This is a genomic window from Rhodococcus koreensis (assembly GCF_900105905.1).
GTDB lineage: Bacteria > Actinomycetota > Actinomycetes > Mycobacteriales > Mycobacteriaceae > Rhodococcus_F > Rhodococcus_F koreensis.
The window spans coordinates 7,643,268-7,669,631 of sequence record NZ_FNSV01000005.1 but is presented as its reverse complement, the minus strand read 5'-3'; the positions used below and the strand labels follow the sequence as shown (position 1 = coordinate 7,669,631).

The window sequence follows — 26,364 nt, the reverse complement described above, 5'->3', positions numbered from 1 at the left end:
ACTTCGCGTTCCCGTGGATGCTGTGAAGTAGGACACACCCGTCCTACCGCAGTACCCGTCTCCGACGAACCCACAAGGTTCACGGACTCGACAACACGAGGTGACCCCGATGGTCGACAAGATTGCCTATCCGGTCCAGCTCATCCAGCCGGACGGCCGACGGGTCTTCAGACCCGACTACACGAGCCTCGTCCGCGACATCGGACCCGACCAACTGCGCGACCTGTACGAGGACCTCGTCGTCGCGCGTCGGATGGATGTCGAGGCGGTCGCTCTGCAACGCCAGGGTGAACTGGGACTCTGGGCCCCGCTGCTCGGTCAGGAAGCCGCCCAGGTCGGCTCCGCCCGCGCCCTCCGTCCCGACGACTACGCGTTCATCAGCTACCGCGAACATGCCGTCGCCTACTGCCGGGGCGTGGACCCGGGTGTGATGACCCGCATGTGGCGGGGATGCGCGCATTCCGCCTGGGATCCGAGTTCCGTGAACGTGACGAATCCGGCGATCGTCGTCGGCTCGCAGGGGCTGCACGCCACCGGGTACGCCATGGGCGCCCACCTCGACGGTGCGGAGATCGCGACGATCGCCTACTTCGGCGACGGCGCCACCAGTCAGGGCGACCTCGCGGAGGCCCTCGGCTTCTCGATGAGTTTCAACGCACCGGTCGTATTCTTCTGCCAGAACAACCAGTTCGCGATCAGCGAACCGGTCCACCTGCAGAGTCCCGTCCCCATCGCGCAGCGCGCCGCCGGTTACGGCATGCCCGCCCTCCGGGTGGACGGCAACGACGTTCTCGCGGTCCTGGCGGTCACCCGTCAGGCCACCCAACGCGCCCGCGAAGGCAGTGGACCGACGTTCATCGAGGCCATCACGTACCGAATGGGCCCCCACACCACGTCGGACGACCCCACCCGGTACCGGGCGGCGGCCGAGACGGAGATCTGGAAGGCCCGCGACCCCATCGACCGGATGAGGCGACTCCTCGACCGGGAGGGACTGCTGGGCGACGACTTCCTCGCCCGGGTGCAGGCCACCGCCGACGCCGTTGCCGCGCGACTGCGCTCGGGGACCGTCGAGGCGCCCGACCCCGCGCCGCTCGATCTGTTCGACCACGTCTATTCCACCGACCACCCGCTCATCGACGAGGAACGCGAGCAGTACGCCGCGTACCTCGCAGGCTTCGCCGGCATCGAGGAGGCACTGTCATGACCACCACCACGCTGTCGCTCGGCGCCGCACTCAACGCCGGTCTGCGGCGCGCTCTCGAACACGACCGGAAGGTCGTGATCATGGGCGAGGACGTCGGACGCCTCGGCGGGGTCTTCCGCGTCACCGACACTCTGCAGAAGGACTTCGGCGACAACCGGGTCATCGACACCCCGCTCGCCGAATCGGGGATCGTCGGTGCCGCGTTCGGGATGGCGCTGCGCGGCTACCGGCCGGTCTGCGAGATCCAGTTCGACGGATTCGTCTACCCTGCGTTCGACCAGATCGTGTCGCAGGTCGCCAAGATTCACTACCGCACGCAGGGCCGGGTCACCGCGCCCCTGACGATCCGGATCCCGTACGGCGGCGGCATCGGCGCAGTCGAGCACCATTCGGAGTCGCCGGAGGCGTACTTCGTCCACACCGCCGGACTCCGCGTGGTCACCCCCAGCAACCCGGCGGACGCGTTCCACATGATTCAGCAGTCCGTCGCGGCGGACGATCCGGTGGTGTTCTTCGAACCGAAGCGGCGGTACTGGGACAAGGCCGAGTTCGACGTGGACGCCGAATCGGACCTGCCGCTGCATCGGGCCCGGGTGGTCCGGGCGGGCACGGATGCCACCATCGTCGCGTACGGCTCCGTCGTGCCGACGGCCCTGTCGGCCGCGTCGATCGCCGCCGACGAGGGGCACTCCCTCGAGGTGATCGACCTGCGCTCCCTCTCCCCGATCGACTTCGACACCGTCGAGGAATCGGTTCGCAAGACCGGGAGACTCGTCATCGCGCACGAGGCGTCGACATTCCTCGGGCTGGGTGCGGAGATCGCGGCCCGCATCTCCGAGCGGTGCTTCTACCAACTGGACGCTCCGGTCCTGCGGGTCGGCGGATTCGACGTCCCGTATCCCCCGTCGAAGCTGGAACGGCATCATCTGCCGGACGCCGACCGCCTGCTCGACGCCGTCGATCGCAGTCTCGCGGCCTGATCGCACTCACCGGAGGAGAGGAGTTGTCCGTTGGCACAGGAATTCCGCCTACCCGATCTCGGTGAGGGACTGACGGAGGCCGAACTGGTCTCCTGGGCCGTCGAGGTGGGCCAGACGATCGAACTCAATCAGGTGATCGGCGAAGTCGAGACGGCGAAGGCGCTCGTCGAGTTGCCCTCGCCGTACCCGGGTGTCGTGGAGGAACTGCTGGTCGCCCCGGGCGCGACGGTGCCGGTGGGGACACCGATCATCCGGATCGCGACGGATGCGGCCATCGAGGAGGCTCCCGTGCGCACACCCGTCCTGGTGGGGTACGGGCCCGAAGCCGCCGCCGAGAGCAAGCGTGCCCGGCGGCGATCCGTCGGCCCGGAGACTGCCCGCCCGGAGTCTGCCCGCCCGGACCACAGGCGCCCCGACGCGTCGCCGGGCGCCCGGCTCGCGGCCCGTGAACGCGGGATCGACCTCGCGGTCGTCACGGGAACGGGACCGTCCGGCGCCGTCACCAGGAACGACGTGGAATCCCACGCCGCGCAATCCGTGCAGCCGGAGCCTTCGGAGCCGTCCGACTCGCTGCAGCGCGAGACCCGCACCCCGATCCGCGGTGTCCGCAAGCAGACGGCGGCGGCGATGGTCCGCAGCGCGTTCACGGCCCCGCACGTCACCGAATTCGTGACCGTCGACGTGACGCGCTCGGTGGAACTGCTCGAGCGTCTGCGGGCCCTCCCCGAATTCGAGGGACTGTCGGTGACACCGCTGAGCCTGGTCGCGAAGGCGATGATCGTCGCGTTGCGGGCGAACCCGAGCCTCAACGCCTCGTGGGACGAGGAGAACCAGGAGATCGTCACCAAGCACTACGTCAATCTCGGTATCGCCGCGGCCACACCCCGCGGTCTGGTGGTCCCCAACATCAAGGAGGCGCAGTCGCTGAGCCTGGTCGAATTGTGCCGCGCGATCACCGAACTGACCGCGACCGCACGCAGCGGCAAGGCCGATCCCGCGCAGTTGACCGGCGGCACGGTGTCGATCACCAACGTCGGGGTGTTCGGTGTCGACGCGGGCACACCCATCCTCAACCCCGGCGAGGCGGCCATCCTGTGCCTCGGCAGCGTCGGCAAGCGACCGTGGGTACACGAGGACGAACTCGCGGTCCGGTGGGTCACCACGTTGAGCGTGTCGTTCGATCACCGGGTGGTCGACGGCGAGGAGGGGTCGAGGTTCCTGTCCTCCGTCGCGGCCATGCTGCACGATCCCGCCTCACTGCTCGCGCACCTCTGATCCTCGGTACGTTTGGTCGGTGAGCACTTCCCGAGCATCCCCGGTCGACAAGCGTGTGCCGGCGGCGGAGCCACTCCGCCGGGCCAGGGCGGGAACGTTCGGGATCTTCGGGATCAACGGGTTCCTGCTGGGCATGTGGGTCGTGCACATCCCGGCGATCGAAAACCGGACCGGCATCAGCCACTCCACGCTGGGTTCGCTGCTGCTCCTGCTGGCGGTCGGCGCGATCGGCGGCATGCAGGTCAGCGGCCCCCTGGCCGACCGGTTCGGCAGCAGGCGGATGGTGATCGTCGCCGGACTCGCGCTGGCGGTCGCCACCGTGGGTCCGGGGCTGGCGTCCACTGCCTGGCAACTCGGTCTCACCCTGCTCGTGTTCGGCTTCGCCAACGGCGCACTGGACGTGTCGATGAACTCCCAGGCCGTCGAAGTCGAGCAGCGGTATCGACGGCCGATCATGTCGGCGTTCCATGCCCTGTTCTCCGTCGGCGGGGTGGCGGGGTCCCTGCTCGGCGCGGCGACGCTCGCCGCCGGATGGGCGCCCCTGACGGCGCTGCTGGTCGCCGGCGGCATCGGGGTCGTCACCGTCGCCGTGGGCTCCCGCCGGCTGATGGTGGACCGTCCCCGCTCGCGGCACAACCCGGCACCCGCCGAGAAGGCCCACGGCCGACTGTCCGCGCGGGTGCTCGCGCTCGGCGGCATCGCCTTCGTCCTCATGCTGTCGGAGGGTGTCGCGAACGACTGGAGCACCCTGCAGGTCAAGGAACACCTCGGAACGTCGGATTCCGTCGCCGCCCTCGCGTTCGGCGCCTTCTCGGTGATGATGACGGTGGGCCGGTTCACGGCAGACCGCGTGAGCGCCGCGCTCGGCCCCGTCGCCGTCGTCCGCTACGGCACCCTGATCGCCGCGCTCGGCATGCTGCTCGTCCTCGTCTCGGCGCTGCTCCCGCTCACGATCCTCGGCTGGGCGCTGTTCGGCCTGGGACTGTCGGGCTGCGTCCCGCAGATCTTCACCGCCGCGGGCAACCTCGGCGCGGGTTCCGCCGGCACCAACATGTCCCGCGTGGTCGGGCTGGGGTATGTCGGATTTCTCGCCGGACCGGCCACCATCGGCTGGATCACCCAGGTGGTTCCCCTGACCGTCGCGATGGTGGTGCCACTGGTTTGTGTGCTGGTGGCCGCCACGTTCGCGGGGGCGGTCCGGCGCACCTGAACCTCAGGCGACAGTGCGGTACCTGAGCATCATCTCGTGATCCTCGTGATCGAGGATGTGACAGTGCCACACGTAACCCTGCAGTGATCGCGGAACTCCACCGGGGCCGTGCCCGTGGGCGTCGTGTGCCCCGTGCCCGAACACGGCATCAGGATCGAAGCCCAGCGACTCCGCGGTCGGGAACCGAACGACGATCCTGGTGACAGAATTGGCGTTCGCCAGCACCGTGTCCTTGAATCCCCGCTCCCACGGTTCCGCGGGAAGGAGCGGCGAGATGGTGAACGCGTCGGCGGATGGCGTCCACCGGATTCCGAGCGGCGGCTGCGGGGCGGCGAACGCGAGACGCAGCGTCTCGATGACTTGACGCCCCAGCACCCGGAAGTTCGCGAGATGAAGATGCACGGGATGCGGATCGTTGGTCGCGTTGACGATGTTCCACTGCTCCACCGTCCCCTGGCGCGGCAACTCGATGTCCTCGGTCGAATACCGGAGGTTGTTCAGGGACATGATCGACGGCGGCAGGCGCACGTCGCTCGGCTGGCTGAGGGTGACGTCCCGGAAGACCTGAGGTCGCGGGATCGGCGGCAGCAACTCCGGCTGCCCGGGTCCCCCGCGCAACGTCGCAGGCGGCGCGCCGGAGTATCCGCGGGCCGTGCCCACCCGGAACCGGCAGAACCTCGGCATCGTGCGCTCGCCGATCAGCGCGGCCTGGAACGGCGGTGGCTCGTCGTTGCAGAGTTCCACCGTCGACCCCGGTTCCAGCGCGCCGAAATCGACGAGCAGGTCGACCCGCTCGGCCGGGCTCAACCGCACCCGCGTCACCGCGACCGGGGCGTCGAGCAACCCGTTGTCGCCGCCGATGACCCAGAACGGCATGCGGTTGCCGAAATACAGATTCCACACGCTCAGCGAACCCGCGTTGACCAGTCGCAATCGGTACAGGCCGCGGGCCACGTCGAGTTCCGGCCACACCTTGCCGTTCACGACCCCGACGTCGCCGACCGCGCCCCCTTCCCAACTCCCCTGCGGCACGGTGGGCGTCGAACGGATCCGCTGCCTGCCGTCGGCGGTGAACATCTTCTCCTGCAGCACGAGCGGCACCTCGAACTCCCCCGCAGGCAGACCCAGCGGATTGTCGGCGCGTCCGGTGTCGAAGTCGTCCCGCAGCAGGTACAGCCCGACCAGGCCCGCGTAGATGTTGAGCCTCGTCACCCCCATGGCGTGGTCGTGGTACCAGAGTCCGGCCGCGTCCTGCCGGTTCGGAAGATGGTGCAGGTACTCCTCGCCCGGCCGGAACACCTGCTCCGGGTGCCCGTCGAACTGGGGCGGGTTCACCCCGCCGTGCAGATGCGTCGCTGTGGGCACCTGGGTGCGGTCCCGTTCGCTCAGCCCGTGCAGCGACGTGTCGAAGTCGACCGCGAACGGGTGGACGGTGACGGCGTTCCGGAACGCCATCATCGTCGGCTGATCGACGTGCGCCTCGATCGTCGCGCCGAGATAGTCCGCGCCGCTGTATGCCAACGCCGGCGAGGGCGCCAGGTCGGCGTGGAACTGATGCAGCGTGCTGCTCGCCTGCACGTCGACGCTCGTCCCGGACGTCGTCGGCAGGATCGGCAGCCGATCACGATACGGCTGGATCGGCGGCGACGAGAACATCAACGGTCGCAGCGGATCGATGTCGAAAGGGAACGCGCTCGCCGAACCGGCCGACACCGCGCCCAGCCCACCGCCCAGCGCCACCGCCCGCAGGAACGATCGGCGCGAGATCCGTCCACTCATATCGGTCACTTCGTGCGTGTCACGCGGAAAGACGATTCGAGATCGGTCGACGACGACGTTACTCCGACGGGTGCGGCACCCACCCGAGATCCGGACGCGCGCTCGTCGCACGACGACGACCATTCACCGACCTCACAGCGGCCGCTCATGGATCACTCAGCGTCGGTTGGCACACTGTGTGTCGTGACCGAATCGACTAGCAGGCTTCGTCGCAGTGTTCGTCGCCTCGCCTTCGCCGCGGCGGGTGTGGTGGCACTGTGCGCGCTGTACCTCATCCGCCCCGAATCGTCGGGTCTCGTCCTCCCGGAGGCACTCCGACCCGTCGCCGAACCCGTGATCCAGGCGATCGACGTCACGACGGTCCTCGCAGCGGCCGTCGTTCTCGCCATCGTCGCGGCGATGCGAAAACTCTCGTACGGCATGGGCGCGGTACTGCTGCTCTGTATCGGCGCGAATCTCACCAGCGCCGCCGTGCGGGCCTGGGAATCGGATGCGCCGTCCGTGCTGCTGCCGAGCGGGCACGTCGTCGCCGTCACCGCCCTGTACGGTTCGGCGCTGCTGGTGTCGGCGCCCCGGTTCCGGCCCGTCATCGCGGGCCTGGGTTTCGCCGTCGTCCTCGGTGTCGCGGGGGCCGCTGCGCTCGTCGAGTCCACCGGCATCTTCGGCCTCGCGGCCAGTCTGATCATCTTCGCGATCTGGTGGGCGCTGGCGTCCACCCTGATGCTGTACTCCCCCGTCGCGGCCGAGCGCGAAGAGCGCCGGCCCGACACCGCGGCCATCGCCTTCTCGCGGCACCGCGGCAGTCTCCGGCTGTAGGCGGCTTCGCCGCCCGTGCGCCTTTCTGGTAGCGGGAGCTACCAAAAAGGCGCACGGGCCCGGAGGGCCTAGAGGGCTTTGAGTTCCTCGGTGACCTCGGAGACCGACTTCTTCGCATCCCCGAAGAGCATCGAGGTGGTGTCGGCGAAGAACAGCGGGTTGTCGATGCCGGCGAAGCCGGAGTTCATCGACCGCTTCAGCACGATCACCGACTTCGACTGATCCACGTTCAGGATGGGCATCCCGTGGATCGGGCTGGACGGATCATTGCGGGCGGCCGGGTTGGTGACATCGTTCGCGCCGATCACCAGGGTGACATCGGTCCGCGAGAACTCGTCGTTGATGTCGTCCATTTCCTTCATCGCGTCGTACTCGACGTCGGCCTCGGCGAGCAGCACGTTCATGTGCCCGGGCATCCGGCCCGCGACCGGGTGGATCGCGTACTTGACCTCCACGCCCTTCGACTCGAGCATCTTGGCCATGTCCTTGACCGCGTGCTGGGCCTGCGCCACCGCCAACCCGTAGCCGGGGACGACGATGACCTGGTTGGCGTACGCCATCTGGATCGCCGCATCCGCCGCCGAGGTGGACTTCGCCGTCTTCGCGGTCCCGTCCCCGACCGCCGCCGCGACGCCGCCGCCACCGAACCCACCGGCCACGATCGCCGGGATGGACCGGTTCATCGCCTTCGCCATCAGGTTCGTCAGGATCGAACCCGACGCCCCGACGATCATGCCGGCCACGATCATCGCCTGATTGTTCAGCGCGAGACCGGCGGCCGCGGCGGACAGACCGGTGAGCGCGTTGAGCAGGGAGATGACGACGGGCATGTCGGCGCCGCCGATCGGCAGCACCACCATCAACCCCAACACCGCCGCCAGCACCAGGACACCGACGATCCACCACTGCGACGTCGGACCGGTCGGGTCGATGGCCTTGACCCCGATGGCCACCGCCAACGCGACGGCCCCGATCAGCAGCACCGCATTGAGCGGCTGCTGCAGCTTGCCGATGCCGATCGGCCGGCCCGGCAGCGTTTCCTGCAGCTTGAGGAACGCGATCACCGAACCCCAGAAGGAGATCGACCCGATGATCGCCGCGAACAGTGACGCGATGACGATGTGCACCGTCGGCGACTCACCGTGCGCGAAGGCGGTGAACCCGTCCGAGTCCAGGAACTCCGCATAGGCGATCAGCGCGACGGTGCCGCCACCGACACCGTTGAACAACGCGACCAGCTGCGGCATCGCGGTCATCTTCGTCTTGAGCGCCGGCGGCACACCCAACACCACACCGATCACCAGACCGGACACGATCAGCACCCAGTTGGAGGTGTCCCGGATCGCGATCAGGGTGGCGACCACGGCGACACCCATACCGACCGCGGCGATCTGGTTACCGCGGACCGCGGTCTTCGGGCCGGTCAGACCCATCAGACCGTAGATGAACATCGCGAACGCCACGATGTACAACACGTTGACCAGGTACTCCATTACTTGTCCCCACCCTTCTCAGCAGCAACGGGCGCGGTGGGCTTGGACTTGAACATCGCCAGCATCCGGTCGGTGACCACGAAACCACCGACCACGTTGATCGTTCCGAACACCAGCGCGACGAACAGGATCACCTGCAGCCCCCACGGCGGGTCCTCGACCTTGCCGAGCACCACCAGGGCGCCGAGGACGACGATGCCGTGGATGGCGTTCGTGCCCGACATCAGCGGGGTGTGCAACGTGTTCGGGACCTTGGAGATCACCGCGAACCCCACGAACCCGGACAACACCAGGATCGCGATGTTCGCCAACAATTCGGTATACATCTAGGACACACCCTCCTCACGGGTGACGCAGGACGCGGCCAGGACCTCGTCCGAGAAATCCGGGGCCAGCGCCCCGTCGACGAGCATCAGCTCGAGCAGCGCGGAGATGTTCTTCGAGTACAGCTCGGAGGCGTGCTCGGGCATGCTGGCGGGCAGGTTCAGCGGCGAGCAGATCGTCACCCCAGCCTTGACGACGGTCTGACCCGGTTCGGTGAGCTCACAGTTGCCGCCGGTCTCGCCGGCCAGGTCGACCACCACGGAGCCGGGTTTCATGCCCTCCACCGCGGCGGCGGTCACCAGGCGCGGTGCCGGGCGGCCCGGGACCAGGGCGGTGGTGATGACCACGTCGAAGCCCTTGATCGCGTCCTCGAGCGCCTGCTGCTGCTGCGCCCGCTCCGCCTCGGTGAGCTCGCGGGCGTAGCCGCCCTCACCGGCGGCGTCGATCCCGAGATCGAGCCACTGCGCACCGACCGAGCGGACCTGGTCGGCGACCTCCGGGCGCACGTCGTAGCCGGTGGCCCGGCCGCCGAGCCGCTTCGCCGTCGCCAGCGCCTGCAGGCCGGCGACACCGACTCCGAGCACCAGCACCGTGGCCGGCTTGACGGTGCCCGCGGCGGTGGTGAGCATCGGGAAGAACCGGGTCGACTCCGACGCCGCCAGCAGCACCGACTTGTAGCCGGAGACGTTCGCCTGCGACGACAGCGCGTCCATCACCTGGGCGCGGGAGATCCGCGGGATCGCCTCGACGGCGAACGCCGCCACCCCGGCCGCCTTCAGCGCGGCGACCTGGTTGTCCTGGTTGCGGGGGGCGAGGAACCCGATCAGGGTCTGCCCGGCATGCAACCGGCCCACCTCCTCGTCCGACGGCGGCGCGACCTTCACGATCACGTCCGCCGACCACGGGTCGGCGATCTTCGCCCCCGCCCCGGTGTACAACTCGTCCGGGATCAGCGCGCCCAACCCGGCACCCGACTCGACCACCACGTCGACGCCCTTGGCGATCAACGACGCCACGATCTTCGGCACCAACGCCACCCGACGCTCACCGTCGTTCGACTCCCGAACGACACCGATCGTCGGGCGCGCGGTGGACGCGCTCTGCGATGTATCCATGTATCGACTTCCTGCGGTAGATGGTGTGTGTGCCGCGACGAGCGGCGATCAACCGATGACGAGCGGGAAAAAAATTCCCCCGATTCGACTGAGTTAGCTGATAGTAGCCAGAGAACGCGTGACGTAGGGAACAGAGAAGTCCGTGCGTACGCGTCTGAATCGAGTCCGAACAGTCGTTCTCACAGATCTTTCTGCTCGTTTGTGAACCCGATCACAGGGCGATTCGTCGTAGTCTGACGGTAGACAGCCGCAAGGAAGCGGAGGTTCGGCCATGAGCAAACCGAAGGAACGGAGCGCGGAGGACGTCACCGCGGATCCGCCGGTGATCGTCGAGCGGGTCTACGACCATCCGACCGAGGGCGATGGACTGCGACTGTTCGTGGACCGGCTGTGGCCGCGGGGGCTGCGCAAGGACGCGTTCCATTTCGACGACTGGGCCAAGGACCTGGCGCCGTCGACGGAGTTGCGTCACTGGTACTCGCACGACGTCGCCGCGTTCAGCGAGTTCCGCGAGCGGTACGTCCACGAGCTCGATTCACCGACCGGCCGGAAGGCGGTCGCACGGGTGCAGGAACTGGCGCAGGGGCGGCCGATCGTTCTGCTCACCGCGACGAAGGACGTCAGTCACAGTCATGCCGAGGTCCTCGCCGAATACATGCTGGATCGGTTGTGACGTTTCCCGGCGACGAGGCCGTGCCCATCACCGAGCCGGACGGCGACGTCGGCGGCGATCCGGTCTGCTGGCTCGACCGCGTGTGCCCCGACTGCGGGTTGTTCCTCACCGACCGGACCGCGAGCACCTGCCCGCGCTGCGGTGCGGCACGGGACAGGTGACGGTCGGGGGTTCAGCCGGCGTTCAGGTACCGCGCGCGGAGTTTGTGCTTGACGAGTTTGCCGGTGGGGGTGCGCGGCAGGTCGTCGGAGAAGTCGATGCTGCGGGGAGCCTTGTAGTGACTGACCCGCTCCCGCACGTAGTCGAGTAGCTCGCGGGCGACGGCGTCCGACGGTTCCACCCCGTCGACGAGTTGCACGACGGCTTTGACTTGTTCGCCCATCTCCTCGTCGGGTACGCCGATCACCGCGACGTCGAACACCTTGGGATGCATGGTGAGAACGTTCTCCGACTCCTGCGGGTAGATGTTCACTCCGCCCGAGATGATCATGAACGCGGCCCGGTCCGTGAGGTAGAGGAAGCGGTCGGAGTCGATGTACCCGATGTCGCCGCTCGTCGTCCACGTCGGGTGGTCGGGGTGCGTCGCGGAGTCGGTCTTCGCGGGGTCGTTGTGATACTCGAACGGTCGCTCCTCCCGTTCCCAGTAGACGGTTCCGATGTCACCGACGGGGACGTCCGCGCCGGTGTCGTCGCAGATGTGGACGGTGCCCATGACCCCGTCGTGGCCCACCGACCCGGGCTTGGCGAGTGCCTGTGCGCTGTCGATGAACGTGGCACCGGCGCCCTCCGTGGAGGCGTAGTACTCGTGGACGACCGGACCCCACCAGTCGATCATCGACCGCTTCACGTCGGGCGGGCACGGCGCCGCCGCGTGGATCGCCACCTTCAGACTCGACACGTCGAACTTGTCGCGAACGTCCTTCGGCAGCTTGAGCATCCGGACGAACATCGTCGGAACCCACTGACTGTGGGTCACCCGGTACTCCTCGATGAGCCGCAGCGATTCCTCGGCGCCGAAACGGTCCATCAGCACGATCGTGCCGCCGACGGAGGTGATGGTGCCGCAGAAGCGCAGCGGCGCGGCGTGATACAGCGGTGCCGGGCACAGATAGACGGTGTCGGAATCGAATCCGTACATCGGGGCGAACACCGCGGTGTACGGGTCCGTCGTCGTGTCCACTTCCCCCTCGGGGAGTGCGGGTTTGATCCCCTTGGGCCTGCCGGTGGTGCCCGACGAGTACAGCATGTCCTGCCCGCGGGGCTGCGAATCGAGCGGTTCGGCCGACTGCGCCGCCACGGCGTCCTCGTAGCTGTCGAATCCGTCCAGCGCACCGCCGTACACGAGCCGGTGGCGGACGCGGGGCAGCTGACTCCGGTCGCGGGGCACAGCGCCGCCCGCGTCGGCGGACACGATGAGCACCTCGGCTCCGCAGTCGTCGACGACGTAACCGGCTTCCTCCGGGGTGAGGTGCCAGTTCACCACGGTGATGTACAGCCCGGATCGCAGCGCCGCCCAGTACACCTCGAGGACCCGGAGGTCGTTGCTCGACACGAGCGCCAGGTGGTCGCCGACCTTCAGGCCGAGCGAGCGCAGGTGCCGTGCGAGGCGGGTGGACCGCTCGTCCAACTCCCGGTAGGTCAGCCGCTCCCCCGTCGAGGGACGTATGACGGCGGGCTTGTCCGGGGTGGTCACCACGAAGTTTCCAGGGAACATCCGCACTCCTTTTGTTAATGGAGATTCTCACCCTCGGTCTACCACACCGAACCCCTGGACGGGGAGGCCTTCGACGCTCTCACCGGCACATTCGCCCACCCGCGGCGAAAATGCTCGGCCTGTCGGGCGGAAGGTCCTAGAGTTGAGGCAAAAGGAGGCGTACGACCCGTGAATGCCCTACAGAAGGAATCGATCCTCGACGCGTTGTTCGAGGAATGGGACGTACTCGACGACGTGCTGTCCTCGTTGTCCGGCGACGCGTGGTTCACGCCCACCGCCCTGCCCGGGTGGACGGTGCACGACGTGACCGCGCATCTCATCGGCACGGAGTCGCTGCTCGCCGGAATCTCCGCGCCGCACACCACCATCGACGTCCGCGGCCTCGCCCACGTGCGCAACGAGATCGGTGCGTTCAACGAACAGTGGGTGGAGGGACTGCGGGGGTGCTCCGGCACCGAAATGCTCGAGCGTTTCCGGATGATCGTCGCCCGCAGGCGGTCGGAGCTGGGCGAGATGACCGACGAGATGTTCGCGGCCGAGACCACCACGCCGGTCGGGCCGGCGCCCTATCTCCGGTTCATGCGCATCCGCGTGTTCGACTGCTGGATGCACGAGCTCGACCTGCGGGACGCACTCGGGCTGCCCGGCGACGAGGGCGGCCTGCGCGGGGAGACGGCGTTCGCGGAGATCGCAGGCGCCGTCGCATTCCTCGTCGGCAAGCGCGGCAAGGCTCCGGACGGGTCGAGGATCACGCTCGAGCTGACGGGACCGCTCGCGCGGAACATCCACATCGCCGTCGACGGCAGGGCCGCGGTGGTCGACGAACTGCCGTCGGAGGCCACCACGACGGTGACTCTCGACTCCCGGCTGTTCACCCGGCTGGCAGGCGGCAGGACGACGGCCGCGGACCACCGCGACGAGATCGCGTTGCGCGGCGACACCGACGTGGGCAAGCGGATCGTCGACAACCTCGCGTTCACGATCTGACCGCGGTGCGCCTGTTCCTGTCCTCGTACCGGTTCGGCGCGGATCCCGCGCCGCTGATGTCGCTCGTCGGCCGTCCGGGGCGCGTCGGGGTGATCGCGGCTGCGGCGGATGCGTGGCCGCGGACGGCGCGGACGTCCGCGGTCGTGAGTGACGTGATGCCGCTGACGCGCCTGGGCTTCACCGCGGAGGAGGTGGATCTACGCGACTACATCGGCGACGACGGGCAGCCGCGTGCGGCCGCACTGAGGCAGCGGCTCGACGGGTTCGGCATGGTGTGGGTGCGCGGCGGGAACACGTTCGTGCTGCGCGCGCAGATGGCCCGGAGTGGGGCGGATCGGGTGATCCCGGAACTGTTGGCGAGTGATTCGCTCGTGTACGCCGGCTACAGCGCGGGGGCGTGCGTGATGACTCCGACGCTGCACGGTCTCGACTCCTCCGATGACCCGGCGGAGGTGGTCGCGACGTGTGGCGTGGAGCCGCGCTGGGACGGACTGGGGATGGTGGGCTTCGCGATCGTGCCGCATCACCCGCCTGCGGAGCTTCCAGGGGCCGAGAACGCGGTGCCCTTGGAGGACGTGGCCGCCGTTCGGCGCACGATCGACGCCCTGAGGCTCGCCGGCATCGAGTACCGCACCTTGACGGACGATCAGGCGATCGTCGTGAACGGAGATCGAACCGAACTCGTCTGACGACGGCGAGCCCTGCGGCGGGAAGGCCTTCAGCCGAAGACGGCGACCGGCACGGACGGCGTGAAGGGGGCGACGCGGTCGAGTGCGGCCCAGGTGACCTCGCAGCGCTTGGCGGTGACTTCGTCCGCGTCGGCGAGGAGCGTGTTCAGGAGGGTCTTCGGGTTCAGGCGCCATTCCTGGACCATCGACCGAACTTCCTCGTTGGTGAACAATCCCGAACCGGCGAGTGCGAAGATCCATTCGTCGAACTCGCCACGGTGGATCTGCTCGATGGAGTCGTAGTCGATACCACCATCGAGGAACTCGTACGAGAACATCGCGGAGATGTAGCTGCTGGGATCTCGGTGGAGTGCATTCATCGGTGCGGGTCCTTCCAGGGTCGGTGCGGCAAAACCCGGCCCCAACGGTGTTCTGGCTCACATTTCGTGAGAATCTCCGTTTGGGTGTAACGCCTCGCCGGTGTTTGACGATGCAAGACGCTAACCCGTAGAAGTGGGTTTTTGCATTGCCTGGTCGATACGATCCGGTAACAGAGTGGCGAATGTGACCTGTGTTACACCCGATTTGTCCGGGTCCGCCCGGTTCGCGGGACGCCTCTACCAGCATTTTCCCCTCCGGGCACGGTTGCATACCCCATCGGTGGACCCCCCGAAAAAATTCACCCCCCTGATCCCACATCGTGAGACTCCTACGCGTAAGTAACTAACAGATGGGCTATTGGGGGGTCGCTTCTGCACCGAACGTCCAGGTTGGAGCGATATCCGGGAAACACGGTCGGAATCGGTTCAGTTGGACGAATGACCAATTCGCGGACACTCGCCGTTCGCCGGGCTACCGTCGAGGTCCCCGACACCCGCATTCCAGGAGTCACGATGACGGTCACCGACGACGCACTCGCGGCGCTCACGAGCGCGCTCCCCCGGGGCTGCCTCGTCACCGATCCGGACGTCCTGGCGTCCTACCGCCAGGACTGGGCGCGCGATCCCGACGCCGTCCTCCCCCTCGCCGTCGCCCGCCCCGCGACCACCGAGGAAGTCCAGGTGGTGATGCGCTGGGCGACCGAGCACCGCGTCCCCGTGATCCCGCGCGGCGCCGGCTCCGGGCTCAGTGGCGGCGCCACCGCCGTGGCGGGCAGCGTGGTGGTCAGCACCGAGCGCATGCGCCGGATCGAGGTGGACCCGGTGACGCGGATCGCCGTCGTCGAACCGGGGCTGCTCAACGCCGAGGTCAAGGCCGCGGCCGCCGAACACGGCCTCTGGTACCCGCCCGATCCGTCGTCGTTCGAGATGTGCTCGATCGGCGGCAACGTCGCGACCAACGCGGGCGGGCTGTGCTGCGTCAAGTACGGCGTCACCACCGACTACGTCCTCGCGCTGCGGGTGGTTCTCGCGGACGGGACGGACGTGCGCCTCGGCGGCCCGCGGCTGAAGGACGTGGCCGGCCTGTCGCTGACCAAGCTGTTCGTCGGGAGCGAGGGAACACTCGGCATCGTCACGGAGGCGACGCTGCGGCTGATCCCGGCCCAGCCACCTGCGAGCACCCTCGTCGCGTCGTTCGCCTCCGTGCAGGCGGCCGCCGACACCGTGCTGGCCATCACCCGCACGCTGCGACCGTCGATGCTCGAGTTCATGGACCGCGCCTCGATCGGCGCCGTCGAGGACGCATTGAAGATGGGCCTGGACCGGACGGCGGAGGCGATGCTCATCGCCCGGTCGGACGCCCCCGGTTCGATTGCGGCCGAAGAGATTTCCGTCATGGCCGACGCCTGCACGGCAAACGGCGCGACCGAAGTCTTCACCACCGACGACCCCGACGAGGGCGAAGCGTTCGCCGCGGCAAGACGATTCGCGATCCCCGCGGTCGAGAGACTGGGCACCCTGCTCCTCGAGGACGTCGGGGTCCCGCTGCCGAAACTGCCTGCGCTGGTGGAGGGAATCGCGGCCATCTCCCGCGAACGTGACGTGATGGTCGCGGTGATCGCCCATGCCGGCGACGGAAACACGCACCCGCTCATCGTGTTCGACCCCGAGGATGCCGCGATGGCCGAGCGCGCCCACCTCGCTTTCGGCGAGATCATGGACCTCGCAATCGCTCTCGGCGGCACGATCACCGGCGAGCACGGTGTCGGCCGCTTGAAGAAGGCCTGGCTGCCCGACCAGTTGGGCCCGGACGTCATGGAATTGACGCAGCGGATCAAGACGGCACTCGACCCGCTGGGGATACTCAACCCCGGAGCGATCCTGTAGCTACCCAGGGCGGGTGCGATATCCAATGGTTACCCAAGGGACTGGTGTGACAGGTGAGGTATTGCTAGCGTGACCGGACCGAACTCGACTCGTCGCAGAGAGGTGCGCTCGTGACCAGACTCCGCCGTGTCGCCTCCCTGGCGATGCCCGCCTTACTCGCTTCCACCTGCACGTTTTTCACGATGGCGCCCCCTGTTGCGGCGGCGGCGCCGTGCCTCGGCGGAACCGGCAGCCTCGGATCGAGCGGCTCGGGCCAGGGCATCAATCCCATCCCCTGGCTCAACGGCAGTGACGGCCGCCTTCCCGAGCTGCGTGGCAAAACTCAGGCAATCGCGCACATCACCGGGCCTCGCAGCCCCAACGACACGATCGGCAGGTTCCGGGTACTCGGCACCGACCTCGGCATCATGTGGGACAACGGCGGAGGCGAGATCCTCACGGCGTTCGGTGACACCGTCGGGCTGAGCGACAACCCGCTGTGCGGTCTGGTCGGCGACTGGCGCAGCAACATCCTGCTGCGCAGCTCCGACAAGGACCTCACCGACGGGATGGGCATCGACAATTCCCCGGTCGATCTGCCGAACCATTCCAAGGAGATCATCCAGAGCCAGAAGATCCCGGGCGTGGAGCAGACCGTCATCCCCACCACCGGCATCTCGGTCGGCGAGGGCCCGGCCGCGACGCAGTACATCAATTACATGTCGGTGCGCAGCTGGGGCGCCCCGGGCGAGTGGGACACCAACGCGTCCGGCATCGCGTACTCCGTGGACAACGGCGAGAACTGGGTCACCGATCCCCTGACGCTGCGGCCCAACGTGCCGGGCACGGGCGCCGAGAACTTCCAGATGGGCTCGTACGTCAAGCACGACGGATTCGTCTACGCATTCGGCACCCCCTCGGGGCGTTCCGGCGACGCCCGGTTGTCGCGGGTGAAGGAGGCGGACATCCGGAACCTCACGCTGTACGAGTACTGGGACGGCGGGGCGTGGGTGAAGGCCAACGCCACCGTCGCCACACCGGTGATCGCCGGACCGGTCAGCGAGTTGTCCGTGCAGTTCAACGAATACCTCGGTCAGTTCGTGGCGATGTACACCGATGCCGGCAACTCGGTGGTGATGCGCCGTTCCGACCACCTCGAATCCGGCTGGAGCGAACCCGAAGTGCTCGTGAGCAGCCGGGACGTGCCCGAGCTGTACGGCGCGTACATGCACCCGTGGTCGAAGGGATCCGACCTGTATTTCCTGGCCACCACCTGGTCGGACTACAACGTCATGCTGCTGCGCACCAACCTCGCGGACTGACGTAATCTGCGAGTGACAGCGTGCGCGGGACAGCGCGCACGCCACACGAGCAGAGGAGCGATCTGTGGCGGCCACGGTGGAACACGACGTGTCGGAATCCCGGTTCGAGATCTACCTCGACGGCCAACTGGCCGGATACGCCGATTACTTCGAGCGGAACGGCGCCCGCGACTTCCACCACACCGTGACGTACCCGCAGTTCCGCGGGCAGGGTCTGGCGGCGGTGGTGGTGAAGGCCGCCCTCGACGACACGAAGTCCAGTGGGCTCGCCGTGATCCCGTCGTGCTCGTACGTGGAGAAGTACATCGCCGAGAATCCGAGCTATGCGGAGCTCGTCTGATCCGCTCCGCCCGGCCGTCCGCGCGACGTGTCTTCTCGCGGCGACGGTCGTGCTGGCCGGTTGCGGTTCCGGCGGCGGTTCGGACACCGATCCGGCATCCGCGCCGACCACCTCGGTGGCCGTGCAGCCCGGCCCGTTCGTGGGTGAATGCGGCTCGCTGACCGACGCCGAAGTGTACGAGCGGGCGCGGATCGCGGGGCTCACCCCGGTGTCGCGGAACGGCATCAAGTGCCGGTGGGAAGCGGACGGCGGCGAACGGTACGTGATGTTCACCTGGTACCGCGGCAGCCCCATCGACCGGGAGCGGTCGGTGGCCAAGGGCATCGGTCACGAGGTCCACGACCTCGAGATCGCCGGGCATCGCGGGTTTTCGTCGCAGAACGTCGGGTTCTGCGAGGTCGCGCTCGGCACCGGTTCCGACTTCGTGCACTGGCTGGTCCGCTACGGAACGGGCAGTGCACCCTCCGATCCGTGCGAGGCACCGACCGCGCTCGGCCGGCTGACGCTGGAGAAGGCCAAATGACCGGCCGCCGGCGACTCGCCGCGGCGGTCGCGTCGGCGATGGTGCTGGCCGGCTGCGGCACGTCCGTCACGGGCACTCCCCTGCCCGAGGGTGCCGCCTCCTCCGACGACGGCTCGCCGCAGTTCGACAAGCTCCTGCGCGAATGCGACGCCGTCCCCAACGACAAGATCGTGGAGACACTGCACGGCGCAGGCATCGACCAGTACTTCTACGGTGCAGTGTGCATGTGGACGGTGTCGTCCGCCGCCGGATCGATCGACGTCACGTTCGGCTGGTTCGAGAACAACTCGTTGCAGCGGGAGCGGGCGGTGGCGGACCAGCTGGGCTATCAGGTGGAGACCACGACGATCGCGGGCACGTCGGCGTTCAGCGCCCGGCGGCCGGGTGATTCGGCGGCGTGTGGGATCACCGCCGCCTACTCCGGTGTCATCACGTGGTGGGTGCAGCAACGGTCCGGGACGGGCGACCCGTGCGACGGTGCGCGCACGCTCGCCGAGTTGACTCTGCAACGCAACCAGTAGCGGCCGAAAATTCGCTCGCGGTGGCCACGACCTCGCTGTTAGCGTCGAAGGACCACCGACCGAGCCGACCAGAGGACCTTGCCGTGACCGCCACCGAGACGGCTGTGACTCGCCGGTTCGGGCCCCTGATCCTCCTGAACGTCGCGACCCTGTTCTCCTCCACGGGCAACGGCATCGTGATCGTCGTGCTGCCGTGGCTCGTGCTCGAGCAGACCGGTCGCGCATCGGACGCCGCGATCGTCGCGGGCGCGGCCACCCTCCCGCTGTTGCTGTCGAGCCTGTTCGCGGGCACGTTCGTCGACCTGTTCGGACGACGCCGCACGTCGCTGATCTCCGACTGCCTGTCGGCCCTGTCCGTGGCGGCCATCCCGGTGATCGCGACCACGACGGGCCTCACCGTCACGGTGATCGCCGTCCTCGCCGCGATCGGCGCCGCGTTCGATCCGGCCGGCATCGCGGCCAGGGAGTCGATGCTGCCCGCCGCCACGAAGTCCGCGGGGTGGTCACTCGACCGGATGAACAGTCTCTACGAGGCCAACTACAACGTGGCGTATCTCGTCGGCCCGGGCATCGGCGGCGTCCTCATCGCCACCGTGGGTGCGGTGAACACGTTGTGGGTCGCCGCCGCCGGGTTCGTGCTGTCCGTTGCGACGATCGCGTTCCTGCGTCTCGAGCACGCCGGCAGACCGGACACCGCCACGCGCCCGACGTCCATTTGGCACGGCACGCTCGAGGGATTGAAGTTCGTGTGGCACAACCGGCTCCTGCGCACGATCGCGCTCGTGGACATGGCGGTGGTCGCGCTGTACATGCCGGTCGAGTCAGTGGTGTTCCCGGTGTACTTCACCGAACTCGACAAACCTGCGCAACTCGGTTCGGTCCTGATGGCGCTCAGCATCGGCGGCGTGGTGGGCGCCCTCGCCTACGGACCGCTCGCGCCGTTCGTGTCGCGCCGGATGCTGATGGTGGTGGCGGTGACGGTGCTGGGCGCAGCGATGGTCGCGATGGCGTTCCTGCCGCCGCTGTGGGCGATTCTGGCGCTGGCTCTCCTGCAGGGTCTGGTGTTCGGTCCGGTCGGCCCGATCGCCAACTACGCCATGCAGACTCGCAGTCCGGAGCACATGCGCGGCCGGGTCACCGGGGTCATGACGTCCACGGCGTATGCGGCGGGTCCGCTGGGCTACCTGCTGGCCGGCCCGATCCTCGACAAGTGGGGTATCCAGCCGACGTTCTTCGTGCTCGCGATCCCGGTCCTGATCATCGGGTTGGCGTGCTTCGCGCTGCCCGTGCTGAAGGAACTGGACGAGAAGGTGCCGGTCAGTTGAACCCCATGACGTCGTTGCCCCAGGCGACCCGCATCTCGTGGTCCGGGTCCTTCACCAGCGTGTCCGCGCCGTCGATCAGCAACGTGGCGCGGTCCTCCTCGTCGTAGGGGGCCCAGTGCTTGGACGCGTCCAGGGCGGCGGGGACACCGTGCCGCGCGAACGCGAGCCACCGGCGCTGGATGCGGCCCGACACCTCGAGTGCCGTCTTCCGGCCGCCGAGCCAGAACGTCGGGTCGATGTTGAGGGTGTCGAAATTGCCGAAGACGTACGGGAGTTCGGTGGCGTGCCCGGCTCCGATGCGCGCGGCCTTGAGCATCGGGGTGGCCTGGTCGAACCGGTACATCCACGTCGGCGAGTGCCTGCTGTGGGCATCGGCCACCCACAGGGCGGGCATCCGGAACGCGGCGTCGCGGGACATCGCGAGTGCGCCCTTCGGTTTGCCGCGGTCCGGGTACGCAGACAGGATGTCGGCGAGGCGGGCCGCGGGCAGTTCCGGGTGATCGGTCGCGATCGCCCGCAGCATCTCCTGTACCGAATCCGAAGTGACCGGCAGCAGAGGCGATTTCATGAACTTGAAGATCGACGACTCGTCCTTGTTGGAACCGATGATGAGGGGGATCCGGTGGGAGTAGCCCTTCTGGAACGCGGCCACCGGGTAGCGGGGCAGGAAGTCGCGGTCCACCACGGGCGCCATGGCGAGTGTGCCCGGGATCTTCGTCGGCACCTCGTTGACGAGGGTGTCGCTGGCCTCGATGACCGTGCGGTACGGGAGGCGCAGCAACGTGTCGATCCGGGCGGGTTCCACGTCGAGGATGTCGAGGAACTGCTTCGCGACCGTGGCCGCCCGCTCGCTGCCGTAGACCGACGTGGCGGGTGGGCTCTGGGCGATCGCGCGGTGGAACAACCCGTCCGCACTCGGGCACGTCATCAGGGTGGTGATCGACCCGGCTCCCGACGACTCCCCGAACACCGTCACCTCGTCAGGGTCACCGCCGAACGACGCGATGTTCTCGCGCACCCATTCGAGGGCGGCGACCTGGTCGCGCAGCCCGCAGTTGGTCTCGAACACCCGCTCCGCCGTCGAGAACGACGACAGGTCGAGGAAGCCGAGCGCCCCCACCCGGTAGTTGAACGAGACCAGCACGACGTCGCCGAGAGTGGACAGGATCCGCCCGTTGTAGATGCCCTGGGCCGCGGTTCCCAGGCAGTAGGCGCCGCCGTGGATCCACACCATCACCGGCCGCGGGATGCCGTCGGGCCTGGGTGCCCACACGTTGACCGACAGGCAGTCCTCGTCCATCTCGAGTCCGGCGTCGATCGGGACGGCGGTGCCGTGGCCCTGCGGGGCCATCGGGCCGAAGTCGACGCAGTCGCGCACGCCGTCCCACGGTGCGGGCGGGGCCGGCGCCCGGAACCGCAGATCGCCGACGGGGGCTGCGGCGAACGGGATGCCCTTCCACGCGTAGACGTCGCCTTCGGGATAGCCGCGCACGTCGCCGCCCCGGGCGCGGACGACGAGTGTGTCGCCTGACTTCTCGACATCCACGGCCGAATCTCCTCACGCAGCGCGTACGGGAATCTCTCGCCAAACTACCAACGATGCGCAGGCAGGACCGTTCGAACGCGATATAGATCAACCGCGCGCTAACATGTGCTCCGTGGCCGCATCGACCGATCCCGAGGGCAAGAGTCTCCTCGACTACCCGCGGCCGTCCGTGGCGGTCGACGTCGCCGTCCTCACCGTCGACGGCGCCGAGCTGAAAGTGCTTGTGGTTCCGCACCGTTCGGGCCGGCTCGCGCTTCCGGGCACCTTCCTCCACAAGGACGAGCGGCTGCGGGACGCCGCCGAGCGGTGCCTGCGGATCAAGGCCGGACTGGCGGGTGCCGAGTTCCACCAGTTGGCGATGTTCGACGACCCCGCCCGCGACGACCGCGGGTGGGTGCTGTCGATGACGCACGGGGCGGCGCTGCCGCGCACGGCACTCCCCCGCGACGCCCTGCTGATCCCCGTCGACGGCGACCGGGTGACGCAGGACCTCGCGTTCGACCATGCGGACGTCGTCACCCTCGCCGTCGCCGACCTGCGCGAGCGGTACGCGCGGTCCGTCGACCCGTCGGGACTGGCCGGCGACACGTTCACGGTGCTCGAACTCCGCCGGGTCTACGAGGTGGTGTTCGGCCGTCCCCTCCCGAAGGACTCGTTCCGCCGGCACATGATGCCCGCCCTCGAGCACACCGGCGACCTGGCCGTCGTCGGGACCGGCAGGCCCGCCGAGATCTACACGCGCGGCCCCGCGCCCCTCCCGCCGGGAGCGGCCGCGTTCCTCGCAGGCTGAGCCCGTCCACCCACCCGGGGCCTTTCCGTTCGCGGCACGGCCGGTGCTAGGGTCGGCTTGTTCTGACACGGGGTGCTCCGCACGGGCGGGGCTGAGAACACACCCGGGAACCTGCTCAGGTAATGCTGACGAAGGGATGTCAACGTTGTGAATAGCTCTGTCCAAGGTGCTGCGGGCGCAGGCCAGCACGCCCGATTCACGGACCACTTGTGGGACCGGACCAAGGTGCTGCGCGAGGCGATCGACGAACTCGAGTTCCTGTGCCGCCTCGGCGACGGAACACTGCCGCTGGACGTGTTCCGCACCTACATCGAGCAGGATTTCCTGTACCTGACCGGGTACGCGAAGGCCCTGTCCCTGGTCGCCGCGCATGCGCCGGGCCCCGTCGAGGCCGGCTTCTGGGCCGGCTCGGCAGCCGAGGCCGCCACGGTCGAGGCGACATTGCACCAGAATCTGCTGACCAGCGGACGGCTCCCCGCGTCGGACGCCGAACCGCAGCATTCGCAGGCCTGCCTCGGGTACATCTCCTACCTGACGGCGGTCGCCGCCACCGAGCCGTACGCGGTGTCCGCCGCCGCGGTGCTGCCGTGCTTCTGGATCTACGCGGACGTGGGACGCCGGCTGGCGGCGAGCGCCCGGGACGTGCTGGCCGCCGACCCGTCGCACCCGTACGCACAGTGGGTGACCACGTACGACGCGGAGGAGTTCCACGCCGCCGTCGCGATGGCCCGCGAACTCGTGGACGCCGCCGCGGAGGCCGCGACCGAAGCCCAGCGCGAGGCGATGGTGGAGGCGTTCACGATCGCCAGCCGCTACGAACTCATGTTCTGGGACACCGCACTCAACAAGCAGGAATGGCCGGCGTCGTGACACTTTTCTCCCGTACCAAGCGCGCGGCCACCGCAGCCGTCATCCTCGTCTCGGCCCTGTCGATGCTCACCGGCTGCGCCGGCGACTCACAGTCCGACGACACCATCCGGTTCGCACTCGACTGGACGCCGAACACCAACCACACCGGACTGTTCGTCGCCCAGCAGGAGGGCTGGTTCGCGGACGCCGGACTCGACGTGCAGGTGCTGCCGTACAACGACACCTCACCCGACACCCTCGTCGACGCCGGCAACGCGGAGTTCGGCGTGAGCTTCCAGAGTTCCGCGACGTTCTCGAAGGCCGCGGGCGCCCAGACCACGTCGGTCATGGCCCCGCTGCAGCACTGGGCGACGGGCATCGCGGTGAAGGCGGATCGCGCCGACATCACCCGCCCCCGGGATCTCGACGGCAAGATCTACGCCGGTTTCGCGGACCCCGACGGCGAGGAGACGCTGAAGCAGATCATCCGGAACGACGGCGGCAAGGGCGAATTCACCACCGTCACGCTCGGCACGTCGGCCTACGAGGCCGTGTACTCCGGCACCGCCGACTTCACCGTGTCGTTCTTCGGCTGGGAGGGCATCGAGGCCGAGCACCGGGGCACCCCGATGCGCTACTTCCACTACACCGACTACGGCTTCCCGGACGCGTACGCACTCGTCATCGAGGGCAACGAGCAGTGGATGGACGAGCATCCCGAGCAGGCCCGCAAGTTCGTCCAGGCCCTGCAGCGCGGCTACCAGTTCGCCGCCGACCGGCCGGACGAGGCCGCGCAGATGTTGATCGACGCCAATCCCGGCGCCTTCACGGACGAGTCCCTCGTGCGGGAGAGCCAGCAGATGCTGTCCTCCGAGTACATGAAGGACGCTTCCGGAAAGGTCGGGACACAGACGGCCGAGCAGTGGGCGGGGTACTCCGGTTTCCTGTTCCAGCACGGCCTGCTCACCGGCCCCGACGGGGCACCGCTGACCACGGAACCCGACTGGTCGACGTATTTCACCAATGAGTACCTCGCTCAGCCCTGACCCGACCCTCCGGACCCCGGCCCCGGGCACGTCCCCGCTGCTGCGGCGGGTACTGCCCGCGGTCGTGGTCGTGGCGCTGCTGGTCGTCGCGTGGCAGGTGTACGTGACGGTCAGCGGTATCCGGCCGCAGGTGCTGCCGTCGCCGCTGCGGGTCGTCCAGCAGGGTTGGCGGGCGCGGGACGCCATCTCCGGTCACGCCTCCGCGACACTGCAGGTGACGCTGATCGGGTTCGCCGTGTCCCTGCTCTGCGCGTGGGCTCTCGCCGTGCTCGTGGACTTCTCGCCGTGGCTGCGACGCGCATTCGTTCCGCTGTTCGTCGTGTCGCAGACGCTGCCGATCATCGCGATCGCGCCGCTGATGATCATCTGGTTCGGATTCGGTCTGCTGCCGAAGGTCCTCGTGATCGCCCTCGCCACGTTCTTCCCCATGACGATCGGCCTGATCGAGGGTTTCGCCGCCGCCGACCGGGAGGCGGGTGCGCTGTTGCGCAGCATGGGCGCCTCCCGGTGGCAGGAATTCCGCTACGTGCGGCTGCCCTCGGCCATCCCCCGGTTCTTCACCGCCCTGCGCATCGGCATCACGTACGCCGTCGTGGGTGCCGTGTTCGCCGAATACGTCGGGGCCACGTCCGGTCTCGGCATCTACATGGCCACGCAGAAGAACTCCTTCCGCACCGACCTCGTGCTGGCGGCGGTGCTCGTCACCGCCGTGATCAGCGTCAGCCTCTACCTGCTCACGTTCGCGGTGGAGCGCGTCGTCGCCCCCTGGATCAAGAACGAGAGGGCCCGGCATGAGTGAGACCGCGCGCGTCGCACTGTCCGGACTGAGCAAGGGATTCCCCGTCCGCGGCGGCATCCGTCCCGTCCTCGACAACGTCTCGTTCACCGTCGAACCGGGCGAGTTCGTGTCGGTGATCGGCCCCAGCGGGTGCGGGAAGAGCACCGCGTTCGCCATGCTCGCCGGACTCGACCAACCGGACGCCGGCACCGTCACGATCGGCGGCGAGCCCGTGCGTCCCGCGGGCAGTGGCCCGTCGAACTGCGCGTACATGCCGCAGAAGGACCTGCTGTTCCCGTGGCGCAGCGTCCTCGACAACACCACCCTCGGACTCGAGGTGCAGGGCGTGCCCCGGAAACAGGCGCGGGACAAAGCCCGGGAACTGTTTTCCGTCTTCGGTCTCGGCGGGTTCGAGGACGCCCGCCCCAGCCAGCTGTCCGGCGGCATGCGACAGCGCGCCGCGATGCTGCGGACCGTCGTCCAGGACCGTCCCGTGCTGCTGCTCGACGAGCCGTTCGGCGCCCTGGATTCGTTGACCCGCACCGAGATGCAGACCTGGTTGCAGGACGTGTGGCAGCGCTACCGGTGGACCGTCCTGATGATCACCCACGACATCCGGGAGGCCGTCTACCTGTCGGACCGGGTGGTCGTGCTGTCCGCCCGGCCCGCCACCGTGCGGCGCGAGGTCACGGTGGGCCTGCCCCGCCCCCGCGAACTGTCGATGATGACGTCACCCGAATTCGCGGACGTCGAACACGAACTGCTCGGCGTGCTGCACGAGGAATCGCGGCGGGCCCTCGTCGAGCAGGAGTCGGGCAGACGCTGAAACCCGCGGCG

Annotated in this window: 27 protein-coding genes and 1 riboswitch; of the genes, 20 read left to right on the top strand and 7 right to left on the bottom strand. The window is 68.4% G+C overall.

What is annotated here, in order from left to right:
- Positions 1 to 109 precede the first annotated feature (109 nt).
- The 4 genes from pdhA to BLV94_RS39385 are packed head-to-tail and all read left to right on the top strand — an operon-like array spanning position 110 to position 4,672.
- Complete coding sequence (pdhA, locus tag BLV94_RS39400; RefSeq protein ID WP_072945967.1) at positions 110 to 1,207, top strand: pyruvate dehydrogenase (acetyl-transferring) E1 component subunit alpha; 1,098 nt, start codon at positions 110 to 112, stop codon at positions 1,205 to 1,207.
- On the top strand, positions 1,204 to 2,187 hold the full coding sequence (locus tag BLV94_RS39395; RefSeq protein WP_072945965.1) for an alpha-ketoacid dehydrogenase subunit beta: 984 nt from the start codon (positions 1,204 to 1,206) through the stop codon (positions 2,185 to 2,187). Before pdhA ends, BLV94_RS39395 begins: the two co-directional genes overlap by 4 nt.
- Before the next feature lie 30 nt (positions 2,188 to 2,217).
- On the top strand, positions 2,218 to 3,462 hold the full coding sequence (locus BLV94_RS39390) for a dihydrolipoamide acetyltransferase family protein (protein WP_072945963.1): 1,245 nt from the start codon (positions 2,218 to 2,220) through the stop codon (positions 3,460 to 3,462).
- Between the two features lie 19 nt (positions 3,463 to 3,481).
- Complete coding sequence (locus BLV94_RS39385; protein WP_083395814.1) at positions 3,482 to 4,672, top strand: MFS transporter; 1,191 nt, start codon at positions 3,482 to 3,484, stop codon at positions 4,670 to 4,672.
- 3 nt (positions 4,673 to 4,675) lie between these two features.
- Here BLV94_RS39385 and BLV94_RS39380 read toward each other — a convergent pair whose 3' ends face one another.
- Positions 4,676 to 6,451: a multicopper oxidase family protein gene (locus BLV94_RS39380; protein ID WP_072945958.1), complete on the bottom strand. Its 1,776-nt coding sequence runs from the start codon at positions 6,449 to 6,451 to the stop codon at positions 4,676 to 4,678.
- Positions 6,452 to 6,634: 183 nt separating this feature from the next.
- Between BLV94_RS39380 and BLV94_RS39375 the strand changes: the two genes are divergently transcribed.
- Positions 6,635 to 7,267 carry a hypothetical protein gene (locus tag BLV94_RS39375; RefSeq protein WP_083395961.1) on the top strand — a complete coding sequence of 211 codons (633 nt, stop codon included), beginning with the start codon at positions 6,635 to 6,637 and terminating at the stop codon, positions 7,265 to 7,267.
- Positions 7,268 to 7,335: 68 nt separating this feature from the next.
- On the opposite strand, the gene BLV94_RS39370 is transcribed toward BLV94_RS39375, so the two are convergent.
- The 3 genes from BLV94_RS39370 to BLV94_RS39360 are packed head-to-tail and all read right to left on the bottom strand — an operon-like array spanning position 7,336 to position 10,199.
- Positions 7,336 to 8,760 (bottom strand): NAD(P)(+) transhydrogenase (Re/Si-specific) subunit beta, encoded by a 1,425-nt coding sequence (locus BLV94_RS39370; RefSeq protein ID WP_072945954.1) that lies wholly within the window; start codon positions 8,758 to 8,760, stop codon positions 7,336 to 7,338.
- Positions 8,760 to 9,086 carry an NAD(P) transhydrogenase subunit alpha part 2 gene (locus BLV94_RS39365; RefSeq protein ID WP_072945952.1) on the bottom strand — a complete coding sequence of 109 codons (327 nt, stop codon included), beginning with the start codon at positions 9,084 to 9,086 and terminating at the stop codon, positions 8,760 to 8,762. The genes BLV94_RS39370 and BLV94_RS39365 overlap by 1 nt, the downstream gene beginning before the upstream one ends.
- Positions 9,087 to 10,199 carry a Re/Si-specific NAD(P)(+) transhydrogenase subunit alpha gene (locus tag BLV94_RS39360; RefSeq protein ID WP_072945950.1) on the bottom strand — a complete coding sequence of 371 codons (1,113 nt, stop codon included), beginning with the start codon at positions 10,197 to 10,199 and terminating at the stop codon, positions 9,087 to 9,089.
- A gap of 271 nt (positions 10,200 to 10,470) precedes the next feature.
- On the opposite strand from BLV94_RS39360, the gene BLV94_RS39355 reads away from it, so the two are divergent.
- A complete protein-coding gene (locus BLV94_RS39355; RefSeq protein ID WP_072945947.1) occupies positions 10,471 to 10,872 on the top strand; it encodes a DUF488 domain-containing protein in 402 nt (133 codons plus the stop codon).
- Positions 10,869 to 11,033, top strand: a complete 165-nt coding sequence (locus BLV94_RS49730; protein WP_167372210.1) for a hypothetical protein — start codon at positions 10,869 to 10,871, stop codon at positions 11,031 to 11,033. Before BLV94_RS39355 ends, BLV94_RS49730 begins: the two co-directional genes overlap by 4 nt.
- Before the next feature lie 11 nt (positions 11,034 to 11,044).
- On the opposite strand, the gene BLV94_RS39350 is transcribed toward BLV94_RS49730, so the two are convergent.
- Positions 11,045 to 12,586 carry an AMP-binding protein gene (locus BLV94_RS39350; protein WP_072945945.1) on the bottom strand — a complete coding sequence of 514 codons (1,542 nt, stop codon included), beginning with the start codon at positions 12,584 to 12,586 and terminating at the stop codon, positions 11,045 to 11,047.
- A 168-nt stretch (positions 12,587 to 12,754) separates the two neighbouring features.
- On the opposite strand from BLV94_RS39350, the gene BLV94_RS39345 reads away from it, so the two are divergent.
- Positions 12,755 to 13,573, top strand: coding sequence for a maleylpyruvate isomerase family mycothiol-dependent enzyme (locus BLV94_RS39345; RefSeq protein WP_072945942.1), 819 nt, complete (start codon positions 12,755 to 12,757; stop codon positions 13,571 to 13,573).
- Positions 13,574 to 13,578: 5 nt separating this feature from the next.
- Positions 13,579 to 14,262, top strand: coding sequence for a Type 1 glutamine amidotransferase-like domain-containing protein (locus BLV94_RS39340; protein ID WP_072945940.1), 684 nt, complete (start codon positions 13,579 to 13,581; stop codon positions 14,260 to 14,262).
- Between the two features lie 29 nt (positions 14,263 to 14,291).
- On the opposite strand, the gene BLV94_RS39335 is transcribed toward BLV94_RS39340, so the two are convergent.
- Positions 14,292 to 14,621 carry a hypothetical protein gene (locus BLV94_RS39335; RefSeq protein WP_011594545.1) on the bottom strand — a complete coding sequence of 110 codons (330 nt, stop codon included), beginning with the start codon at positions 14,619 to 14,621 and terminating at the stop codon, positions 14,292 to 14,294.
- 513 nt (positions 14,622 to 15,134) lie between these two features.
- On the opposite strand from BLV94_RS39335, the gene BLV94_RS39330 reads away from it, so the two are divergent.
- The 6 genes from BLV94_RS39330 to BLV94_RS39305 all read left to right on the top strand — a co-directional run bounded on the left by BLV94_RS39330 (position 15,135) and on the right by BLV94_RS39305 (position 20,518).
- Complete coding sequence (locus tag BLV94_RS39330) at positions 15,135 to 16,508, top strand: FAD-binding oxidoreductase (protein ID WP_072946160.1); 1,374 nt, start codon at positions 15,135 to 15,137, stop codon at positions 16,506 to 16,508.
- A 110-nt stretch (positions 16,509 to 16,618) separates the two neighbouring features.
- Positions 16,619 to 17,809 carry a DUF4185 domain-containing protein gene (locus tag BLV94_RS39325; protein WP_072945939.1) on the top strand — a complete coding sequence of 397 codons (1,191 nt, stop codon included), beginning with the start codon at positions 16,619 to 16,621 and terminating at the stop codon, positions 17,807 to 17,809.
- Between the two features lie 64 nt (positions 17,810 to 17,873).
- Positions 17,874 to 18,149, top strand: coding sequence for a GNAT family N-acetyltransferase (locus tag BLV94_RS39320; RefSeq protein WP_072945936.1), 276 nt, complete (start codon positions 17,874 to 17,876; stop codon positions 18,147 to 18,149).
- Positions 18,133 to 18,672: a DUF3558 domain-containing protein gene (locus tag BLV94_RS39315; protein WP_072945934.1), complete on the top strand. Its 540-nt coding sequence runs from the start codon at positions 18,133 to 18,135 to the stop codon at positions 18,670 to 18,672. The genes BLV94_RS39320 and BLV94_RS39315 overlap by 17 nt, the downstream gene beginning before the upstream one ends.
- On the top strand, positions 18,669 to 19,193 hold the full coding sequence (locus tag BLV94_RS39310; RefSeq protein ID WP_072945931.1) for a DUF3558 domain-containing protein: 525 nt from the start codon (positions 18,669 to 18,671) through the stop codon (positions 19,191 to 19,193). Before BLV94_RS39315 ends, BLV94_RS39310 begins: the two co-directional genes overlap by 4 nt.
- Before the next feature lie 83 nt (positions 19,194 to 19,276).
- Positions 19,277 to 20,518, top strand: a complete 1,242-nt coding sequence (locus BLV94_RS39305; protein WP_072945929.1) for an MFS transporter — start codon at positions 19,277 to 19,279, stop codon at positions 20,516 to 20,518.
- Here the strand turns inward: BLV94_RS39305 and BLV94_RS39300 are convergent.
- On the bottom strand, positions 20,511 to 22,064 hold the full coding sequence (locus tag BLV94_RS39300; protein ID WP_072945927.1) for a carboxylesterase/lipase family protein: 1,554 nt from the start codon (positions 22,062 to 22,064) through the stop codon (positions 20,511 to 20,513). The two genes, BLV94_RS39305 and BLV94_RS39300, sit on opposite strands and share 8 nt — an antisense overlap.
- Positions 22,065 to 22,176: 112 nt before the next feature.
- Here BLV94_RS39300 and BLV94_RS39295 point away from each other — a divergent pair, with 112 nt between their 5' ends.
- From BLV94_RS39295 to BLV94_RS39275, 5 genes are all read left to right on the top strand, one after another.
- Positions 22,177 to 22,854, top strand: a complete 678-nt coding sequence (locus tag BLV94_RS39295) for an NUDIX hydrolase (RefSeq protein ID WP_083395960.1) — start codon at positions 22,177 to 22,179, stop codon at positions 22,852 to 22,854.
- A gap of 58 nt (positions 22,855 to 22,912) precedes the next feature.
- Positions 22,913 to 23,008: riboswitch (TPP riboswitch) on the top strand.
- The gene (locus BLV94_RS39290) at positions 23,002 to 23,724 is read left to right on the top strand and encodes a TenA family protein (protein ID WP_072946158.1); all 723 of its coding nucleotides are present in this window, start codon (positions 23,002 to 23,004) and stop codon (positions 23,722 to 23,724) included. Its footprint overlaps the riboswitch before it by 7 nt.
- Positions 23,709 to 24,749, top strand: a complete 1,041-nt coding sequence (locus tag BLV94_RS39285) for an ABC transporter substrate-binding protein (protein ID WP_072945923.1) — start codon at positions 23,709 to 23,711, stop codon at positions 24,747 to 24,749. Before BLV94_RS39290 ends, BLV94_RS39285 begins: the two co-directional genes overlap by 16 nt.
- Positions 24,727 to 25,548: an ABC transporter permease gene (locus BLV94_RS39280; protein WP_072945921.1), complete on the top strand. Its 822-nt coding sequence runs from the start codon at positions 24,727 to 24,729 to the stop codon at positions 25,546 to 25,548. Before BLV94_RS39285 ends, BLV94_RS39280 begins: the two co-directional genes overlap by 23 nt.
- The gene (locus BLV94_RS39275; protein ID WP_072945919.1) at positions 25,541 to 26,353 is read left to right on the top strand and encodes an ABC transporter ATP-binding protein; all 813 of its coding nucleotides are present in this window, start codon (positions 25,541 to 25,543) and stop codon (positions 26,351 to 26,353) included. Before BLV94_RS39280 ends, BLV94_RS39275 begins: the two co-directional genes overlap by 8 nt.
- Positions 26,354 to 26,364: the final 11 nt, after the last annotated feature.

What these genes read in the sequence shown, in the direction of transcription:
- pdhA (WP_072945967.1), top strand. Translation starts at nt 110, where the DNA reads ATGGTCGACAAGATTGCCTATCCGGTCCAGCTCATCCAGCCGGACGGC.
- BLV94_RS39395 (WP_072945965.1), top strand. Translation starts at nt 1,204, where the DNA reads ATGACCACCACCACGCTGTCGCTCGGCGCCGCACTCAACGCCGGTCTG.
- BLV94_RS39380 (WP_072945958.1), bottom strand. Translation starts at nt 6,451, where the DNA reads ATGAGTGGACGGATCTCGCGCCGATCGTTCCTGCGGGCGGTGGCGCTG.
- BLV94_RS39370 (WP_072945954.1), bottom strand. Translation starts at nt 8,760, where the DNA reads ATGGAGTACCTGGTCAACGTGTTGTACATCGTGGCGTTCGCGATGTTC.
- BLV94_RS39365 (WP_072945952.1), bottom strand. Translation starts at nt 9,086, where the DNA reads ATGTATACCGAATTGTTGGCGAACATCGCGATCCTGGTGTTGTCCGGG.
- BLV94_RS39360 (WP_072945950.1), bottom strand. Translation starts at nt 10,199, where the DNA reads ATGGATACATCGCAGAGCGCGTCCACCGCGCGCCCGACGATCGGTGTC.
- BLV94_RS39355 (WP_072945947.1), top strand. Translation starts at nt 10,471, where the DNA reads ATGAGCAAACCGAAGGAACGGAGCGCGGAGGACGTCACCGCGGATCCG.
- BLV94_RS39350 (WP_072945945.1), bottom strand. Translation starts at nt 12,586, where the DNA reads ATGTTCCCTGGAAACTTCGTGGTGACCACCCCGGACAAGCCCGCCGTC.
- BLV94_RS39335 (WP_011594545.1), bottom strand. Translation starts at nt 14,621, where the DNA reads ATGAATGCACTCCACCGAGATCCCAGCAGCTACATCTCCGCGATGTTC.
- BLV94_RS39330 (WP_072946160.1), top strand. Translation starts at nt 15,135, where the DNA reads ATGACGGTCACCGACGACGCACTCGCGGCGCTCACGAGCGCGCTCCCC.
- BLV94_RS39315 (WP_072945934.1), top strand. Translation starts at nt 18,133, where the DNA reads ATGCGGAGCTCGTCTGATCCGCTCCGCCCGGCCGTCCGCGCGACGTGT.
- BLV94_RS39310 (WP_072945931.1), top strand. Translation starts at nt 18,669, where the DNA reads ATGACCGGCCGCCGGCGACTCGCCGCGGCGGTCGCGTCGGCGATGGTG.
- BLV94_RS39285 (WP_072945923.1), top strand. Translation starts at nt 23,709, where the DNA reads ATGGCCGGCGTCGTGACACTTTTCTCCCGTACCAAGCGCGCGGCCACC.
- BLV94_RS39280 (WP_072945921.1), top strand. Translation starts at nt 24,727, where the DNA reads ATGAGTACCTCGCTCAGCCCTGACCCGACCCTCCGGACCCCGGCCCCG.
- BLV94_RS39275 (WP_072945919.1), top strand. Translation starts at nt 25,541, where the DNA reads ATGAGTGAGACCGCGCGCGTCGCACTGTCCGGACTGAGCAAGGGATTC.